This window comes from Kosakonia sp. SOY2 (genome assembly GCF_027109175.1).
Lineage (GTDB): Bacteria > Pseudomonadota > Gammaproteobacteria > Enterobacterales > Enterobacteriaceae > Kosakonia.
The window spans coordinates 338,704-354,516 of record NZ_JAPVXH010000001.1 but is presented as its reverse complement, the minus strand read 5'-3'; the positions used below and the strand labels follow the sequence as shown (position 1 = coordinate 354,516).

9 protein-coding genes are annotated in these 15,813 nt (G+C 53.4%); 2 read left to right on the top strand and 7 right to left on the bottom strand.

Annotated elements, in window-relative coordinates:
- Positions 1 to 114: 114 nt before the first annotated feature.
- From O3S68_RS01630 to O3S68_RS01610, 5 genes are all read right to left on the bottom strand, one after another.
- Complete coding sequence (locus tag O3S68_RS01630) at positions 115 to 1,758, bottom strand: multidrug ABC transporter permease/ATP-binding protein (RefSeq protein WP_269230657.1); 1,644 nt, start codon at positions 1,756 to 1,758, stop codon at positions 115 to 117.
- Positions 1,759 to 1,831: 73 nt separating this feature from the next.
- Positions 1,832 to 2,482: a DNA oxidative demethylase AlkB gene (gene alkB / locus O3S68_RS01625; protein ID WP_020454493.1), complete on the bottom strand. Its 651-nt coding sequence runs from the start codon at positions 2,480 to 2,482 to the stop codon at positions 1,832 to 1,834.
- Entirely contained in the window at positions 2,482 to 3,543 is a 1,062-nt protein-coding gene (ada, locus tag O3S68_RS01620) for a bifunctional DNA-binding transcriptional regulator/O6-methylguanine-DNA methyltransferase Ada (protein ID WP_269230656.1), read from the bottom strand. Before ada ends, alkB begins: the two co-directional genes overlap by 1 nt.
- Before the next feature lie 72 nt (positions 3,544 to 3,615).
- Positions 3,616 to 4,647, bottom strand: a complete 1,032-nt coding sequence (gene apbE / locus O3S68_RS01615; RefSeq protein ID WP_269230655.1) for an FAD:protein FMN transferase ApbE — start codon at positions 4,645 to 4,647, stop codon at positions 3,616 to 3,618.
- Between the two features lie 115 nt (positions 4,648 to 4,762).
- Positions 4,763 to 5,887, bottom strand: a complete 1,125-nt coding sequence (locus O3S68_RS01610; protein WP_269230654.1) for a porin OmpC — start codon at positions 5,885 to 5,887, stop codon at positions 4,763 to 4,765.
- 838 nt (positions 5,888 to 6,725) lie between these two features.
- On the opposite strand from O3S68_RS01610, the gene rcsD reads away from it, so the two are divergent.
- Together rcsD and rcsB are read left to right on the top strand one after the other, a co-directional pair.
- On the top strand, positions 6,726 to 9,395 hold the full coding sequence (gene rcsD / locus O3S68_RS01605; RefSeq protein WP_269230653.1) for a phosphotransferase RcsD: 2,670 nt from the start codon (positions 6,726 to 6,728) through the stop codon (positions 9,393 to 9,395).
- Between the two features lie 16 nt (positions 9,396 to 9,411).
- Positions 9,412 to 10,062 carry a response regulator transcription factor RcsB gene (gene rcsB / locus O3S68_RS01600; protein ID WP_017458563.1) on the top strand — a complete coding sequence of 217 codons (651 nt, stop codon included), beginning with the start codon at positions 9,412 to 9,414 and terminating at the stop codon, positions 10,060 to 10,062.
- A 33-nt stretch (positions 10,063 to 10,095) separates the two neighbouring features.
- On the opposite strand, the gene rcsC is transcribed toward rcsB, so the two are convergent.
- Both rcsC and gyrA read right to left on the bottom strand, forming a co-directional pair.
- Positions 10,096 to 12,942: a two-component system sensor histidine kinase RcsC gene (rcsC, locus tag O3S68_RS01595; RefSeq protein WP_097407117.1), complete on the bottom strand. Its 2,847-nt coding sequence runs from the start codon at positions 12,940 to 12,942 to the stop codon at positions 10,096 to 10,098.
- 113 nt (positions 12,943 to 13,055) lie between these two features.
- Complete coding sequence (gyrA, locus tag O3S68_RS01590; RefSeq protein ID WP_020454500.1) at positions 13,056 to 15,698, bottom strand: DNA topoisomerase (ATP-hydrolyzing) subunit A; 2,643 nt, start codon at positions 15,696 to 15,698, stop codon at positions 13,056 to 13,058.
- Between the last annotated feature and the right edge of the window lie 115 nt (positions 15,699 to 15,813).

The following is a 15,813-nucleotide window of genomic DNA, read 5'->3' as shown; positions in this document are numbered from 1 at the left end:
AGCCAGAGCAGAGTAGCCTTAAGCATAGCGTCAGGTTTTGTAAAAAATAATAAACAGCGCAGGCGTTTGGATAAAAAACCAGCGAACGCCCCCTCGCCAGAAGGGGCGGCTCTGTCAGGCGGTGCGTGCCACTGCGTCGCGGGAAGCGTGCGCACGTTCTTCACCCACCAACTCGGTAAGCTGGCCGTTGCGCATCTCCAGCAGACGATCGGCATGCACGAAGTAGTGATCGTCATGGCTGATGGCAAAAATGGTTTTGCCCATCTGCTGCATTAACGGGAGTAAGACCTGGTAGAAATCGCGGCGGAAATGCGGGTCCTGATCCGCCGCCCATTCATCCAGCAGCAGAATATCGCGCTCTTCCGCCAGCGCCAGCAGCAAGGCGACACGTTTTTTCTGCCCTTTCGACAGCTTGAGATTGAGGATCTTGCCGTTGTTCAGCTCCAGCTTGTGCGACATTTTCAGTTGCTCAAGCCACTTTTCCACCAGCGCCGGATCCGCCTGCCTACCTTCCGGTCCCAGCAAGTCGTCAAACAGCCAGACGTCGGTAAAGACCGCCGAGAATAGTTTGCGGTAATCTTCCGGTTTACCCTGCGCCATCGGTTTGCCATCCAGCAGGATCTCACCGGAAACCGGCTGATACAGCCCGGTTAACAGCATCGCCAGCGTCGACTTGCCGCTGCCGTTCCCCCCAATCAAAAACACCAGCTCGCCGCGCTTGAGCGTCATATTGACGGGACCAATCGCGAAGTCGTTGTCCTGATATTTAAAGGTGACATTGCGCAGCTCCAGCATTTGCCAGTTCGGGAAAGCCTGCGGGCGGGGAAACCCGGCTTTATAGGGGGCCAGCGCAAACTGTTTTAGCTTTTTGAAAGCCACCTGCGCACTGAGCAGCGTGGGCAAAGCACCCACTGCTGACAACAGCGGCGTGCGCAAAAACAGCAGGGTCAGGGAATACGTTGCGGCGACATTGGTATCCGCCCAGCCGAGGCTGTTTGCCATCCAGAACACCAGGCCGATTGCCCCCAGCATCATAATGTTCGACCAGTTCACCGCGCTTAAATGGAACGTGTCGGCGCGAATAATGTGATGGCGATATTCACGTGCATCCGGCAAGTACATCTGTTCGAAAATGTGTTCCGCGCGTTCGCGGTTGAGGTTCAGCTCTTTGCGCCCTTCCAGCACGGTCTGGAAATCGTTGTACAGCTTGTCTTCTGTTTCACGCAGCCTCGCCATATGTTTGTACACACGGGAAACCAGCACGAACCCGCCCCAGATGGTCAGCGCCATCCACAGCACAGTGATCAGCAGCATCTTGCCGGAGAGCATCGCCAGATAGATACAGGAACCAACAGTCAGGATAATGCCCTGCACCAGTTCCGGCAGGCGCACAAAGGCGATGGTGATATTACGCACGTCACTGGTTAGCCCGGCCAGCAAAGAGGCGCTACCCAGTTGTTCGATACGTTCCACAGGCGTGTCGAGGATGCGCTTAATAAATTCACTACGCAGGCGGTAGACAAAATGGTGACCGAGCGTAGTCAGCGCCAGTTGCGACCCCAGCGTCACCGCCATCAGTAGCAGCAACAGGCCGAGGAATTCCGGTAAAACAGTCAGCGACATATCCACGGTTTCAATCAGCCGCTGGTTAATAAAAGCAATCAGGCCGATACCAAACGCGGCACTCACGAGGGTAAGCGCGAGCACACCGACAAAAGGCCAGCGATACTGACGCCAGACAAGAAGGAGAAGTTCCATAACAAAACCCGGTCAACAAAATCAGCCAGCAGTTTAAACGGCTACCGGGTTACATCAAGAATAATTCTTATTTTTATTCGCCATTGCCTGCCTGGCGAAACGTCAGGTTGTAGCGGCACTCACCGGTCGCCGGATGATAGCCGCCTTTCAGCGGTGCAATGCCGTGGTAAAAGAGCCGCGACTCGCCGCCCCATACGACCACATCGCCGTGTTCAAGCATCAGCCGTTGCAGCGGATCGCTACGTTTGAGGCCGCCAAACTGGAAAATGGCCGGTAAACCGAGCGACACAGATACAATCGGCGCACGCAGGTCGGGTTCGTCCTTATCCTGATGCAGCGACAATTTCGCCCCCGGCACATAACGGTTGATAAGGCAGGCATCCGGATGAAAATCCGGGTAACCAGCCGCCTCGCTCGCCTGCTGGCACAGCGCAGAAAAAGCCGCAGGCATCGGCGGCCACGGCTGTTGAGTTAACGGATCGACTGGCGCGTAGAGGTAACCACGATGATCGGTGGTCCAGCCGAGTTTGCCACAGTTGGTCATCGCCACTGACATGGTATAACCGCCAGGGGTGACCATATGACGCAGCGGCGACTGACTGACCACTTGTGCAATACCGCGTAACAGTTGGTCGGCTGGTGCTAAGGCAAGGCGCCGCAGCACGACAGCGCCCGATGCCAGCGGCTCCTGCCAGGGTTGTTCTCCGGAAAACAGATCGAGCATTACGTCTCCTCTTTGTTACGTTCTCGCTGGAGCAACTGGGCTTTGCGCGCCATCCCCCAGCGATAGCCGGACAGCGCCCCATCGCTGCGCACCACGCGATGGCAAGGGATGACAATCGCCAGTTTGTTCGCACCGCAGGCGCTGGCAACTGCCCGTACCGCGTTTGGTTTACCCAGCTTTTGCGCCAGTTCCCGGTAACTTACCGTCTCACCGGTGGGGATCTCGCGCAGTGCTTGCCATACCTGTAACTGGAACGCGGTGCCGCGAAGATCCAGCGGCAGCGTAAAGGGGGCATCGGCGTTGTCGAGCCGCTTAATGACCTGCGCCACCCGCGAGCTGAACGCGGCATTCGCCTGCGCACGTTGAGCGCGGGGGAAGATCGCCTGCAACTGGGCAAGAAGCTGCTCGTCACTGTCGGCCAGTAAAATGGCGCAAATTCCACGTTCGCTCTCCGCCACCAGGCAGCGGCCCAGCGCGCAGTCGCTGAAGGTATACCAGACGTCGGCAGCATCGCCGCCGCGACGGAACTGCTGTGCCGTCATCCCCAACAATGCATCGGCCTGGCGGTAATAACTGCTGCTATCCGGAAAGCCCGCTGCCAGCACAGCGTCGGTAACGGTTTCGCTCACCGCAAGAGTATTGCGTAAGCGGCGAGCGCGAAAAGCCAGTTGCCAGGCTTTTGGCGTCATGCCGGTAACGGATTTAAATAAACGGTGAAAATGATAAGGGCTAAGCGCCACTTCAGTGGCCAGCTGCTCCAGCGTGATGGGCGTATCCTGCTCCAGTAAGCGGCAGGCTTTGGTCACTTTATCCAGCCGCTGTTGCTGCGGGTGGGTTTTATCCGGCTGGCAGCGCTTGCAGGGGCGAAAACCAGCGGCCTGGGCGCTCTGCGCATCGGGATAAAAACGGACATTCTGACGCAAGGCGTGGCGCGCCGTACAAGAGGGACGGCAAAAAATGCCGGTGGTCAGCACGGCAAAAACAAACTGACCATCGGCCTGCGCATTACGGGCCAGCACCGCTTGCCAGCGCTGTTCATCTAATAATGTGGTGTCGTTCATGTCAGGCTCCTTATGTAAGCTTAGCCTCACTGTGCCCGTATGCGCAGCTCCAGACACCCGCAATCTTGCGGTTTAATTTTTTTCGCTGAGCAGAAATGCGGAAAACTGCGGTGACATCCAGGTGCGGAAACCGTCGCCGTCTTTGATAATCATAAATACCGCCAGCCCTTCCCGCGTCACCACTTCTTTTGCCTGTTCGGTGCCGAGCACCATTAAACCGGTGTCCCAGGCGTCCGCTTCCAGCGCGGTGGGCGCGATAACCGTGACCGACACCAGCGCATGCTGGATTGGCCGCCCGCTCCGCGGATCGATGATGTGTGAAATGCGTTTGCCGTCCAGCTCGTAATAATTACGGTAGCTGCCGGAAGTGCTTATGCCATGACCATTAATATCGACAACCGCCTGGGCAACATTCTCACGATCGGTCGGTTTCTGGATCGCGACGCGCCACGGCTGGCCTTGCGCGTTCATGCCCCGGCTGGCTAATGCGCCACCAACAGAAACCAGATAACGCGCGATCCCTTCCTGCTCCATTAACCTTGCCAGGTGATCCGCCGCGTATCCCTCGCCTACCGTCGAAAGGTCAACAAACAGATCCGGCAGATCTTTTTGCAGGAATTGCTCTCCGGCGCGGTTGATCACGGTTAAATGCGCTAAACCGGTACGCGCTTTCGCCGCATCAATTTGTGTCTGAACCGGTGTTTTTACCGGCTGTTTATCCGGGCCAAATCCCCATAAATTAACCAGTGGTCCGACGGTGATATCCATCGCGCCTTCGGTTTTCTCACCGACACGCAGCGAGGTAGTAACGATATCTGCCAGCGGGGCGCTGACCGGCCACGGTGCTGTGCTGGTCGAATGGTTAAAGCGCATCAGCGCGGAGTCGTCCTTCCATGTCGACATCAGATGATCGTCAGCATCCAGCTGTGTCTGAATTTTTTGTCGCAGGCTTTGCGCCTGTTGCGGGCTAATGTCCACCACGCTCACGCGCCAGAAAGTGCCCATGGTTTTGCCTTCCAGCACGGTGGGCGGTGCCTTGCTACCGGTGTCGCAACCGGACAGTACCAACAACGCCGCGACAACCCCGGCACGAAGAAAAATCATCTCTGTCTCTCGTTATTTGTTATCCCGCGGCAAGCCTACACTAAAACGCAAGCTTTGGCCGACGCGGGACATAAAAAAGGGGCCTTTCGGCCCCTTAATAATCACAGTTGTTAACTTAGAACTGGTAAACCAGACCCAGAGCAACAACGTTGTCGGTGGAAATGCCAGCGGCTTTGGTGAAGTCGTTGTCGTCCAGCAGGTTGATTTTGTAATCAACATAGGTGGACATGTTTTTGTTGAAGTAGTAGGTCGCGCCAACATCGATGTATTTCAGGATATCCTGGTCACCGAAGTTAACCGTGCCGGTGTTGTTGCTGACGTCCTTACCTTTAGATTGCAGGTAAGCGATGGACGGACGCAGACCGAAGTCAAACTGGTACTGGGCAACCACTTCGAAGTTCTGCGCTTTGTTGGCAAAACCATACGCGGCATCACTAGCAGAACCGAAACGGGTTGCGTTATAGGTCTGGGAGTACTGCGCTGCCAGGTAGATATTGTTAGCGTCGTATTTCAGACCGCCGCTATATACTTCAGCGTGATCGCCTTCGCCGTAGATGTTTGTAGCAATCTGGTTTTGCCGATCAGTACGTTTGGAAGAAGACATCGCACCACCCACGCTGAAGCCGGCGCCCAGATCATAGGTCAGAGACGCGCCGTAACCGTCGCCATTTTCTCTCGTCATGCTGCGACCAGCAGAGTTGTTTTCAGCGCTGCTGTTTTTACCCTGGTATTGCAGAGCAAAGTTCAGGCCATCAACCAGACCAAAGAAGTCAGTGTTACGGTAGGTTGCAACGCCGTTAGCACGGGATTGCAGGAAGTTATCAGCACCGTAGGTATCGCCACCGAATTCCGGCAGAACGTCGGTCCAGGAGGTGACATCGTAAATTACGCCGTAGTTACGACCATAGTCGAAAGAACCCGCATCAGCTACGCGGATACCGGCGAAAGCCAGACGAGTCCATGCCTGGTCGGTAGAGGTTTCCGTGTTATTAGCCTGAACGTTGTATTCCCACTGACCGTAACCCGTCACCTGGTCATTTACCTGTGTTTCGCCTTTGAAGCCAAAACGTACGTAGGTCTGATCGCCATCAGCGTTGCTGTCGTCAGAGAAATAGTGCAGACCGTCTACTTTGCCGTACAGATCTAATTTGTTGCCATCTTTGTTGTAAACTTCAGCCGCATTTGCTGCGCCTGCTACCAGCAGAGCCGGTACCAGGAGGGACAGAACTTTAACTTTCATTTTATTAACCCTCTGTTATATGAATTTTTATTGCCACTGCTTGCCGATTAACCCTCTAATCAGCTGGCAAAATCATTGTGCTTAAAATAGAAAAATAATCCAACGAGAATATGATACGAAAACTTTGAAGATGTTTCATACGTAATGATAGATGTTTCATTTTGTAAATTTAAGGGAACTTTTTTTCGCACAAATAGCTAAACAAATGCGCACAAATAATCAAAAAATAATAAAAAATCATTTAAAAACAAAATAATAAGCAAAACAAAAATCATAGCACTGAATGCAAAACCATAATCTTCAATCGCAACTAAAATAACTGACGCTATCATCATTAACTTTATTTATTACCGTCATTCGAATCTGAATGTCTGTTTACCCCTCTTATAACCGGATGCGTCGCATTCGGTTTTTTTTTACCTTTCCTTACGCAACTTGAATAATTATTTAGATATAATAACGATTTGTAACGACTATTAATTAATCAATTACCATGCCAGATATTTCTCATTGACGCATTCATGAAATTAATGGTTTGTTATTTATCGCGTTCTTTTTGCAACCAAACGGTAAATATATGTACAATTTTTCCTGGCTGTACATATTTGCCACTGCGTTTAGTCAATATGCCTATCCCCATGTTTTCGAGACTGAAACGGGAAAGAGAGTCTGGAAATTCACTCATTAACCGATATACTGCCTGCTGTACACTGCTCTGCAACACAACATCTACACGTTCGCCGCATGTTACAGGCGGTTATTACGGCATGGCAGCAACATTGTCTCAGCGAGCGCTGAGTATTTACAGCAGTGTTGTCATAACGGGTTCCACACAAGAATGAGTCGATCGGACACAATGATCCCTGGCAAATTTTCCCTGATACCGGGCAACATCACCCGTTACTTTCTTTTGTTGATTATCGTCCTGTTGGTGACAATGGGGGTGATGATCCAAAGTGCGGTCAACGCCTGGTTAAAAGATAAAAGCTATCAGATTGTCGATATCACCCACGCTATTCACAAGCGTATCGATACCTGGCGCTACGCTACCTGGCAAATCTACGACAACATTGCTGCGGCGCCTGCCGCTACGTCTGGTGAAGGTCTGCAAGAAACGCGCTTAAAGCAAGATGTTTACTACCTGGAAAAACCACGGCGTAAAACAGAAGCGTTGATTTTTGGTTCCCATGACAGTTCTACGCTGGAGATGACGCAGCGGATCTCAACGTACCTCGATACGCTCTGGGGCGCGGAAACCGTGCCATGGTCGATGTACTACCTCAACGGCCAGGATAACAGCATGATCCTGGTGTCGACGTTGCCGCTAAAGGATCTTTCTTCCGGTTTCAAAGACACCACGATCAGTAACATTGTCGATTCCCGCCGCGCAGAAATGCTGCAGCAGGCGAATGCCCTTGATGAACGCGAAAGCTTTTCATCTCTGCGCCATCTGGCCTGGCAAAACGGCCATTACTTCACGCTGCGTACAACATTCAACCAGCCGGGTCATCTGGCCACAGTAGTCGCATTCGATTTGCCGATTAATGATCTGATCCCACCCGGCATGACGCTGGATAGCTTCCGTCTCGATCCGGATAACACGCAGACCAACACACGCGGGCAGGATAAAGAAACAACCGACAGCGTTGCCGTCAATTTTAACAGCTCGCGCATTGAGATCTCCTCAGCATTGAACGGCACCGGGCTGCGTCTGGTCTGGCAGGTGCCATTTGGGACACTGCTGCTGGATACGCTGCAAAATATTCTTCTGCCGTTACTGCTGAATATCGGCCTGCTGGCGCTGGCATTGTTCGGTTACACCACTTTTCGCCAGATGCCAGGGCGTAAAGCCGACGGTCTGGCAACGCCTGGTGCAAGTAACGAACTACGTGTGCTGCGTGCCTTTAATGAAGAGATCGTTTCACTGTTGCCGCTGGGGCTGCTGGTCCACGATCAGGAAGCGAACCGCACCGTCCTGAGCAATAAAATTGCCGATCACTTATTACCGCACCTGAATCTGCAAAATATTACGGCGATGGCCGATCAGCATCAGGGCGTGATTCAGGCCACCATTAATAACGAACTGTACGAAATTCGTCAGTTCCGCAGCCAGGTCGCTTCGCGTACGCAGATCTTTATTATTCGCGACCAGGACAGAGAAGTGCTGGTTAATAAAAAGCTCAAGCAGGCACAACGGCTGTATGAGAAAAACCAGCAGGGCCGAGCCAGCTTTATGAGTAACCTTGCCGAGTCGCTGAAACAGCCGGTGAAATCGCTGGCCAGCGAAGCCGCAGCGTTGCAGAGCCAGGAGGGCAATCTTGTCGCGGATCACGCCGACAGACTGGTACAACTGGTCGATGAAATCCAGCTGGCACATATGCTGGAGAGCGACAGCTGGAAAGGCTCGTCTACACTGTTCTCGATTCAGGATTTGATTGATGAAGTGGTGCCGGAAGTCCTGCCGGTTATCAAACGTAAGGGTCTGCAACTCTTAATTAATAATCCGCTTCCGGCCAATGAAGAGCGTCACGGCGACCGTGACGCTCTGCGTCGGATCCTGTTGCTGCTCATCCAGTACGCGGTCACGACCACGCAGATGGGCAAAATCACGCTTGAAGTGAATGTGGACGAATCGGCGGAAGACCGCCTGACCTTCCGGATTCTCGATACCGGCGTGGGTGTGAACGCCAGTGAAATCGATAATCTGCATTTCCCGTTCCTTAACGATACGCAGGGTGATCAGTACGGAAAAGCGAATGCCCTTACCTTCTGGCTGTGCGATCAGCTGGCGCGTAAGCTTGGCGGGCATCTGAATATTAAAGCGCGTGAGGATCTGGGCACCCGCTACTCACTGCATGTGAAGATGGCGGCTCGTCCGCAACAGGCTGAGAGCGAAGAAAAATTACTCGATGACGTGGTGGCGATGATTGATATTACCTCTAACGAAATCCGTAATATTGTGGTTCGCCAGCTGGAAAACTGGGGGGCAAGCTGTATTTCCCCGGATGAGCGGTTATCAAGTCAAGAATATGATCTCTTTTTGACAGATAATCCGTCTAATCTTACTGCCTCAGGCTTGCTTTTAAGCGATGATGAGGCAGGCGTGCGGAAAATTGGCCCAGGCCAATTGCGCGTGAACTTTAATATGAGCAATGCAATGCAGGGAGCAATATTGCAACTCATTGAAGAGCAACTGGCGCAGGAGGATGTACCGGAGTCGCCTTTGGGGGGTGACGAAAACGCCGAGCTCCACGCCAGCGGCTATTACGCGCTGTTTGTTGACACAGTACCCGATGATGTTAAGAGGTTGTATACTGAGTCGGCGTTGCGCGATTTCGCGGCGCTGGCGCAGACGGCACACCGCCTGAAAGGCGTGTTTGCCATGCTTAATCTGGTACCTGGTAAGCAGTTGTGCGAAACGCTGGAGCAATTAATTCGCGAGAGCGATGTTCCAGGCATAGAAAATTACATCAGCGACATTGACGCTTACGTCAAGAGCTTGCTGTAGCAAGGTAGCCTAATACATGAACAATATGAACGTAATTATTGCCGATGACCATCCGATTGTACTGTTCGGTATTCGCAAGTCACTCGAACAAATCGAATGGGTAAACGTTGTCGGTGAATTTGAAGACTCTACAGCGCTGATTAACAACCTGCCGAAACTTGAGGCAAACGTATTGATAACCGACCTGTCAATGCCGGGCGATAAATACGGCGATGGCATCACGCTTATCAAATACATTAAACGTCACTTCCCGACGCTGTCGATTATTGTGCTTACCATGAACAATAACCCGGCCATCCTGAGCGCAGTGCTGGATCTGGATATTGAAGGTATCGTGCTGAAACAAGGCGCGCCGACAGACCTGCCAAAAGCGCTGGCGGCACTGCAAAAAGGGAAGAAATTCACGCCGGAAAGCGTTTCGCGCCTGCTGGAAAAAATCAGCGCTGGCGGTTACGGCGACAAACGCCTGTCACCGAAAGAGAGCGAAGTGCTGCGCCTGTTTGCCGAAGGTTTCCTGGTAACGGAAATCGCCAAGAAGCTGAACCGCAGTATCAAAACCATCAGTAGCCAGAAAAAATCAGCAATGATGAAACTGGGTGTCGATAACGATATCGCACTGCTGAACTATCTCTCCTCCGTCACCCTGACGCAGACAGAAAAAGAGTAATCCTGCAACCCCGGCATCCGCCGGGGTTCTTTTTTATACCCGGCTGTTACGTACCCGCGCGGCATACGCCGCCAGCGTTTGCTTGAGAATATCCAGCGTTACCGGCTTCGACAGGCAGCTGTCCATACCCGATTCCAGACAGCGTTGCTTCTCTTCTGCCAGCGCGTTAGCCGTCACACCAATCACCGGCAGCGTCAGCCCTAACTGACGAATACGCTGTGTCAGGCGGTAACCGTCCATATTCGGCATGTTGACGTCGCTGAGCACAATATCGATAGGGTTTTTGCTCAGAACATTCAGCGCATCCACGCCATCATTGGCCGTTTTACACTGATATCCCAGCGATCCCAGCTGATCGGCCAGCAGGCGTCGGTTAATCGGATGATCATCTACTACCAGGATCATCATGTCATCGTTACGCACCGCTTCCCGGGTCTCGGCAGGAAGCGCGTTGCTCGCCTGCGGCTCAATAACCTGCACGCGGTAAATGCGCCCAAGCAGCGTCAGCAGGTCGTGTGGCGACGCCACGCTGTGCAACCATTCGCCCGGAGCACGCTCAACGGGAATACCGATATGGCGACGGCAGAAAATAATGGCCGCGCGTCCGGTCCACGACGAGGAGAGTTCATCATCGGTGATTAACGTATCCTGGTTGCCCAGCGCGCGTCCGTCGTACTGCTTAACCTGAATACCGTTCCATTGCAGTAATGTCTGCAGATAACCCGACAGCCAGGCATTACGCACCGCCAGCCAGCAGCACGTATCCGCCAGGCCATCGACATCGGCGCGAACCGGTGCCACCGCACTGTAAAGCGGGATACGGATGGTGAACTGACTCCCCATGCCTGGCTCGGTATCAACGGAAATATCGCCATCCATCATGCTGATCAATTTTTCACAAATCGCCAGCCCAAGCCCGGTGCCCTGGAAGTTACGCTGTACGCCGGTTCCCACCTGGAAGAAGGGATCGAACAGACGCACCACTTCTTTACCCGGAATTCCCACGCCGGTATCACGTACGCGAATGCTGAGATAATCCGCATCGCGATGCACATGCAACACGATACAACCGATATCAGTAAACTTAATCGCGTTGCTGAGCAGGTTGGAAATCACCTGCTGTAAACGCATCGGATCGCCATTCAGCACCATCGGCACATCCGGTTCAATAAAGCAGTACAGCCCCAGCTGTTTGCGCACTACCAGCGGTAAATAGTTGGCGGTGATATGGCTCATCACTTCGCGCGGGGAAAACTCGCGCGGCTCGATTTTCAACTGTTCCGATTCAATTTTCGAGAAATCGAGAATATCGCTGATAATTTTCAGCAACAGACTCGATGAGTTGTTCATCGCGGTGACCAGCCTGTCGACCCCTTTCGGCAGCTCTTTCGTTTGCAGCAGATCGAGGTTACCGATAATACCGTACAGCGGCGTGCGCAACTCATGGCTGACTGTCGCAAGGAACATCGATTTCGACTGGCTCGCCTGCTCCGCCGCTTGCGCCATCTCCTGCAACGACTCTTCCATTTTCACGCGGGCGGAAACATCCACCAGCACGCAAATCGCCACGTTTTCATTGCGATAACGTGAATGAACAAAGCTAATTTGCAGATTGGTATTATTGCTGGTCAGCACATCAACGAAATTGACCTGCTGACCACAGATAATTTGCGTAAGCCGCTGCCTGTCTTCATGCGTCAGCATGTTCAGATAGTTGTGCGCCAGCTCGTTACTCAGGATGTTCGTCCCGTCCTGAGTACGTAAAATGCAGATCCCCACCGGCGCGGAGGCGACGATTTTGCGGTTGAACTGCTCATGCTCTTCCAGCCGCTGGGCATCATTTTCCGCCGGAATAAAAATCCGCCGCTCATACATGCGCGCAAGCGTAAACAGCGCCACACCGACCAGCACATTCAGCAATACGGCGTTGAGGATCAGCATGCGAATGCGCTCCAGCACCATATCGACCGGTACGGAGTAAACCACGCTCAGCGATGACGGTGGCAGGCTCTTTTTCAGGATCAGTTCGCGAAAACCCGAGGTATAACCAAACCATGAACGTTCCTGCATCCAGCGCGGATCGACAACAATGCCGCTATCCTGGCCGGTAAGGGAAATCAGCGCATGGCCGTTGTCATCCAGAATGGTCACGCCCATCGGCAGGCTACCCGGCGTGAAAAAGTTTTCCATGCGAATGGACTGTTCCGTCCCCAGCAGCGCTTGCAGGCGGTTGCCGAGGTACACCGGCGTCAGCGCATAGAAGTAACCGATCCCCGGACGCGGCCCCTGGCTCATCCAGTAGACGTTGTTGCTGCGCTCATCCTGCGGGGCGTTACGGTATTTAACGATGCGCTCATGCAGGCTTTTCAGCGTGTCGTCGCGTTCAACGGGGAGATCGCGCAGGCCGAAGTCGGCCATACAGAGATTGTCGCTGCCGATCAAAAACACACGGTTGAGATCGTAAGCGGCGGAGAAATTGTCGCGCCAGTAGCGCATAAACCACGCCAGCGACTCCAGCGAGCCGCGCCAGGAGCTGCCCATGGCGGAGCAGTCAGAATCCGGGAACAGCGGTAAAAATGTCGGGACTTCGGTTTTGTCGTCGCGGTTGCGCGAGGTCAGAATACCGTTTTCTGCCGTCAGACGGTTTTCAGCGATGTACTTCAGCTCTTTCATCACGTCAGACGTGCGCTGGATGTAACGCTGCGCCTGATCGGAACTGAGGTTAAATTCCTGGCGAATTTCCGACTCTTTGTCATGCAAGGCGTTAACAATATAAAAGACAGAAAAAAAGGCAATCAACAGCCAAAGCAATAGCGCCAGCGCCCTGAACAGATAGCGGGAGACTTTCAGGGTACTGCGAAACGAGACGAGGTATTTCAACCTGGGGAAACTCCGCCACAAGGAAGTTAAAAAAGAGTGTGATTAAGGTAGCGATAAATCGCAAAGGCCGCAACGGCAATGAAAAAGGGCCGGAAACCGGCCCTTATAACGCATTACTCGGCGTCGTCGTCCGCCGCGTCATCGTCGGTATCGGTGTCAACTTCCGGCGCGATATCATCATCGCCTTCCGCTACGCTACCGTCGATGGAGTCTAACTCTTCATCATCTACCGGCTCAGCAACACGCTGCAGACCGACTACGTTTTCATCTTCCGCGGTGCGGATCAGAATAACGCCCTGGGTGTTACGCCCTACCACGCTGATTTCCGAGACGCGTGTACGCACCAGCGTACCGGCATCGGTGATCATCATGATCTGGTCGCAATCATCAACCTGCACCGCGCCGACCACTGCGCCGTTACGCTCGGTGACTTTGATTGAGATAACGCCCTGGGTACCGCGCGATTTGGTCGGGTACTCGGTTTCCGCCGTACGTTTACCGTAACCGTTCTGCGTTACCGTCAGGATTGCGCCTTCGCCACGCGGTACGATCAGCGAGACAACGCTGTCTTTTTCCGCAAGTTTGATGCCACGAACACCGGTCGCAGTACGACCCATTGCACGCACAGCACCTTCTTTAAAGCGCACCACTTTGCCCGCCGCAGAGAAGAGCATCACTTCGTCGCTACCTGACGTCAGATCAACGCCAATCAGCTCATCGCCTTCGTTCAGATTGACGGCAATGATACCGGCAGAACGCGGACGGCTGAATTCGGTAAGCGCGGTTTTCTTCACGGTACCGCTGGCGGTCGCCATAAAGACGTTCACGCCCTCTTCGTATTCACGCACCGGCAGGATGGCGGTAATACGCTCGTTCGGCTCCAGCGGCAGCAGGTTGACGATCGGGCGACCACGCGCGCCACGGCTCGCTTCCGGCAACTGATAGACCTTCATCCAGTACAGACGTCCACGGCTGGAGAAGCAGAGGATGGTGTCATGGGTGTTGGCCACCAGCAGGCGGTCAATAAAGTCTTCTTCTTTAATACGTGCAGCCGATTTACCTTTACCACCACGACGCTGGGCTTCGTAGTCGGTCAGCGGCTGATACTTCACATAGCCCTGGTGCGACAACGTGACCACAACATCTTCCTGATTGATCAGGTCTTCGATGTTGATATCAGCAGTGTTAGCGGTAATTTCGGTGCGACGCTCGTCGCCAAACTGTTCGCGAACCAGCTCAAGCTCTTCGCGGATCACTTCCATCAGACGTTCAGCGCTGCCAAGGATATGCAGCAGCTCGGCAATCTGTTCCAGCAGCTCTTTATATTCGTCGAGCAGTTTTTCATGCTCAAGGCCGGTCAGTTTCTGCAAACGCAGATCCAGAATCGCCTGTGCCTGCTGTTCGGTCAGATAGTATTTACCATCGCGAATACCGAACTCCGGCTCCAGCCACTCCGGACGCGCCGCGTCATCGCCCGCACGTTCCAGCATGGCAGAGACATTGCCCAGATCCCACGGCTGCGCGATCAGGCCCGCTTTTGCTTCAGCAGGCGTCGGCGCGCGGCGGATCAGTTCAATGATCGGATCGATGTTCGCCAGCGCCACGGCCAGCGCTTCAAGGATATGCGCACGGTCACGGGCTTTACGCAGTTCGAAAATGGTACGACGCGTAACGACTTCACGGCGGTGGCGCACAAACGCGGCCAGAATTTCTTTCAGCGCCATGATCTTCGGTTGACCATGGTGCAACGCCACCATGTTGATACCGAAGGAAACCTGCAATTGCGTCTGGGAGTAGAGGTTGTTCAGCACCACTTCACCCACGGCGTCACGTTTGATTTCGATAACGATGCGCATACCGTCTTTATCGGACTCGTCACGCAGCGCGCTGATACCTTCAACGCGTTTATCTTTCACCAGCTCGGCAATTTTCTCGATCAGGCGCGCTTTGTTCACCTGATACGGAATTTCATGCACGATGATGGTTTCGCGGCCGCTTTTCGCGTCGGTTTCCACTTCCGCGCGCGCGCGAATGTAGATTTTTCCGCGACCGGTACGATAGGCTTCTTCGATGCCACGGCGACCGTTAATGATTGCCGCGGTCGGGAAATCCGGCCCCGGAATATGCACCATCAGCTCTTCAATGCTGATGTCTTCGTTATCAATATAAGCCAGGCAACCATTGATCACTTCCGTCAGGTTATGTGGCGGAATGTTGGTTGCCATACCGACGGCAATACCCGAAGAACCGTTCACCAGCAGGTTCGGGATCTTGGTAGGCATCACATCAGGAATTTTTTCGGTGCCGTCGTAGTTATCGACGTAATCAACCGTCTCTTTTTCCAGATCGGCCATCAATTCATGGGCAATCTTCGCCAGGCGGATTTCCGTATAACGCATCGCCGCCGCGGAGTCGCCATCGATGGAACCGAAGTTCCCCTGACCATCGACCAGCATGTAACGCAGCGAGAACGGCTGCGCCATACGGACAATGGTGTCGTACACTGCGGAATCACCATGGGGATGGTACTTACCGATTACGTCACCAACGACACGGGCAGATTTTTTGTAGGCTTTATTCCAGTCATTGCCCAATACGTTCATGGCGTAAAGTACGCGACGGTGAACCGGTTTCAGGCCATCTCGGACATCCGGAAGCGCACGGCCAACAATGACCGACATCGCATAGTCCAGATAGGAGCTCTTCAGCTCTTCCTCGATGTTAACCGGTGTAATTTCTCTCGCAAGGTCGCTCATCTAACCGCTATCCCTCTACTGTATCCCGGATTCAAAGGTCGCAAATTATAACACAACCGCTTTGATACAGGTAAACCTATAACACCCGTGCAAAGGTTTATTCATCCCGTTGGCC

What these genes read in the sequence shown, in the direction of transcription:
- O3S68_RS01630 (WP_269230657.1), bottom strand. Translation starts at nt 1,758, where the DNA reads ATGGAACTTCTCCTTCTTGTCTGGCGTCAGTATCGCTGGCCTTTTGTC.
- alkB (WP_020454493.1), bottom strand. Translation starts at nt 2,482, where the DNA reads ATGCTCGATCTGTTTTCCGGAGAACAACCCTGGCAGGAGCCGCTGGCA.
- ada (WP_269230656.1), bottom strand. Translation starts at nt 3,543, where the DNA reads ATGAACGACACCACATTATTAGATGAACAGCGCTGGCAAGCGGTGCTG.
- apbE (WP_269230655.1), bottom strand. Translation starts at nt 4,647, where the DNA reads ATGATTTTTCTTCGTGCCGGGGTTGTCGCGGCGTTGTTGGTACTGTCC.
- O3S68_RS01610 (WP_269230654.1), bottom strand. Translation starts at nt 5,887, where the DNA reads ATGAAAGTTAAAGTTCTGTCCCTCCTGGTACCGGCTCTGCTGGTAGCA.
- rcsD (WP_269230653.1), top strand. Translation starts at nt 6,726, where the DNA reads ATGAGTCGATCGGACACAATGATCCCTGGCAAATTTTCCCTGATACCG.
- rcsB (WP_017458563.1), top strand. Translation starts at nt 9,412, where the DNA reads ATGAACAATATGAACGTAATTATTGCCGATGACCATCCGATTGTACTG.
- gyrA (WP_020454500.1), bottom strand. Translation starts at nt 15,698, where the DNA reads ATGAGCGACCTTGCGAGAGAAATTACACCGGTTAACATCGAGGAAGAG.